Here is a 2,717-nt window from a genome sequence, read left to right on the forward strand (position 1 = left end):
AACTTACCCAAATAAAAATGATTTTAATGTCCCCAGATTTTTTCAGTTAAATTGAATTAGCAACGACAGATATATATTTCAGTGCCGAACTACTAATTAGTACAAGTTATCAAAGCAAGCTCTGATTGGGTTATAATTTTTGCAGATGTCTAATCAACTGAAAACTCACATCTGATAACTGATAACTGATAACTGATTACTGATTACTGATTACTGATTACTGATTACTGATTACTGATTAAGACATTTCTAACATTCTTTGAATCGGCAACAGTGCCTTAACTCTTAAATCTTCAGAAATAGTAATTTCTGGAGTTTTATCTCGCATACAGAGATACAATTTTTCGAGAGTGTTCAGTCTCATGTAGGGACACTCATTACAAGCACAGTTATTTAAAGCTGGTGCGGGGATAAATAGTTTCTCTGGGGCGGATTTTTGCATCTGGTGAATAATCCCCGGTTCTGTGGCGACAATAAAGGTTTTTTCGGAACTTTTCAGGGAATAATTTAATAGTGCCGTCGTGGAACCAATATAATCGGCATGGCGTAAAACCGATGCTTCACACTCAGGATGGGCGATAATTTTTGCTTCTGGATGGGCGACTTTTAATTCTATTATCTTGCGTTCGGAAAAAGTTTCATGGACAATACAACTACCCTGCCAGAGAACTAAATCTCTACCAGTTTGCTGACTGACGTAACGGCCTAAATTGCGATCGGGAGCGAAGATAATCGGTTGATGGGCAGGGATTTGATTAACTATTTTGACTGCGTTGGAACTGGTGCAGATAATATCACTCATGGCCTTAATTTCTGCACTGCAATTGATATAGGAAATCACGATATGATCGGGATATTGGGCTTTAAAACGAGCAAAATCTTCAGGATGACAACTATCAGCTAAAGAACATCCTGCATCTAAATCCGGCAGCAATACCAACTTATCTGGGTTTAAGATTTTAGCTGTTTCTGCCATGAAGTGAACCCCCGCAAATACGATCACATCTGCTGGCGTTCGGGCAGCCTGTTGGGATAAACCGAGAGAATCACCAATATAATCAGCTATATCCTGTATGTCAGAATTTTGATAGTAGTGAGCCAGAATAACGGCGTTTAATTCCCGTTTAAGCTCTTTAATTGCCGTAAATAGGTCATCAGGTAAGCTCGATCGATTTGTGGGTTGAACAGTTGTGAACACGGCGGCATTTATGGTTATTTTTACCAAATACTAAACAAGTCCCTAGATCATAGCAAATTTTTTTTAAGGGGAGTGGGGGAGTGGGGAAGTGGGGAAGTGGGGGGCAACTTTGATTTATTATCCTGAATTCTGTCTCCGAACTCCGAACCCCGAACCCCGAACCCCCATCCCCTATCAATGCTAGGATAAAGGCTTGAGTAGAGAACGATCGAGCGAAAGCCATGTCATCGACAGAAGTAAAAACCCCGCCCCCAGACAGTACCGAATTTCTCGACGAATTGCCCGGAGAAGTGGAAATGTCCTTATTTGACCACTTGGAGGAATTGCGGCGCCGGATTTTTTATAGTTTAATTGCCGTGGCTGTGGGTGCGGTGGGATGTTTTATCTTCGTTAAACCCCTAGTACAAGTGCTGGAAGTCCCTGCCCAAGGGGTAAAATTTTTGCAGTTGGCCCCGGGAGAATTTTTTTTCGTCTCCCTAAAAGTAGCTGGATATAGCGGCATACTGGTGGCTAGTCCCGTCATTCTCTTGCAAATTATCCTCTTTGTGCTGCCGGGGTTAACCCGTCGCGAACGGCGTTTAATTGTCCCGGTAGTGTTAGGATCGAGTGTCTTATTTTTTGCCGGTTTATTTTTTGCCTATATTGCCCTGATTCCCGCCGCTTTAAACTTTTTTGTCAATTATGGGGCGGAAGTGGTCGAACAAGCTTGGTCGATCGAGCGCTATTTTGAATTTGTCTTACTTTTACTTTTTAGTACCGGCATCGCCTTTCAAATTCCCGTTATTCAATTGATTTTGAGCTTTTTAGGCATTATTTCCTCGCAAACGATGTTATCGGGTTGGCGTTTCGTGGTTTTGGGGGCAGTGATTTTAGGCGCGATTTTAACCCCTTCCACAGATCCTCTCACCCAATCCCTGTTAGCAGGGGCGGTCTTGGGTCTATACTTTGGGGGCATTGGGGTGGTGAAATTAACGGGACGTTAGCAGTTTTTTGATAAAATTTGACGGCTGAAAACTAATTAAGCCAGAAAGCTAGAGATTGATTCTAGATTGAGTAACAAAGTGAAATATTTTTTCTTAACGGCAGGTTGGACAATAGGACGGGTGTGGGAATTTGGCGGTTTGTGGGATCACGCGAGTAGTTGGCGACGACCACCGCAGATAGAGCGATTAAATATCGGTATTTTAGAGGGAGAACAGGTTTTATGGCTTTATAAGGTGGAAGAAGCCGTGATTATGGTAGAAGTTGCCCCCAAGAGTGCCGAAATTGCCGATACTGTCCCCACCATCGGGCAAGTGGTGCTAAAACGCTTGATTAGTGCCGAACAAGTCCTCGAAATCCTGCAAAATGCCGAAGAAGTGCTGAGGAAGTAATCAGTTATCAGTTATCAGTTATCAGTCATAATTCCCCATCTCCCCACAGCCCACAGCCCACAGCCCACAGCCCACAGCCTACACCCTACACCCTACACCCCACACCCCACACCCCACACCCCACACCCTACACCCCACACCCTACA

Annotated in this window: 3 protein-coding genes; 2 read left to right on the forward strand and 1 reads right to left on the reverse strand. The window is 43.5% G+C overall.

The window, feature by feature from the left end; translation table 11 throughout:
- Positions 1-238: 238 nt before the first annotated feature.
- Positions 239-1,198 carry a quinolinate synthase NadA gene (gene nadA, locus PX636_RS15990; protein WP_002798469.1) on the reverse strand — a complete coding sequence of 320 codons (960 nt, stop codon included), beginning with the start codon at positions 1,196-1,198 and terminating at the stop codon, positions 239-241.
- 221 nt (positions 1,199-1,419) lie between these two features.
- On the opposite strand from nadA, the gene tatC reads away from it, so the two are divergent.
- Both tatC and PX636_RS16000 read left to right on the forward strand, forming a co-directional pair.
- A complete protein-coding gene (gene tatC / locus PX636_RS15995) occupies positions 1,420-2,181 on the forward strand; it encodes a twin-arginine translocase subunit TatC (protein WP_002756761.1) in 762 nt (253 codons plus the stop codon).
- Between the two features lie 78 nt (positions 2,182-2,259).
- On the forward strand, positions 2,260-2,571 hold the full coding sequence (locus PX636_RS16000; protein WP_002798470.1) for a hypothetical protein: 312 nt from the start codon (positions 2,260-2,262) through the stop codon (positions 2,569-2,571).
- Positions 2,572-2,717 lie beyond the last annotated feature (146 nt).

Source organism: Microcystis sp. M53598_WE2 (assembly GCF_030067735.1).
GTDB lineage: Bacteria > Cyanobacteriota > Cyanobacteriia > Cyanobacteriales > Microcystaceae > Microcystis > Microcystis aeruginosa.

Bases quoted from the DNA above. Each gene is read 5' to 3' on its own strand.
- tatC (WP_002756761.1), top strand. From the start codon at position 1,420: ATGTCATCGACAGAAGTAAAAACCCCGCCCCCAGACAGTACCGAATTT.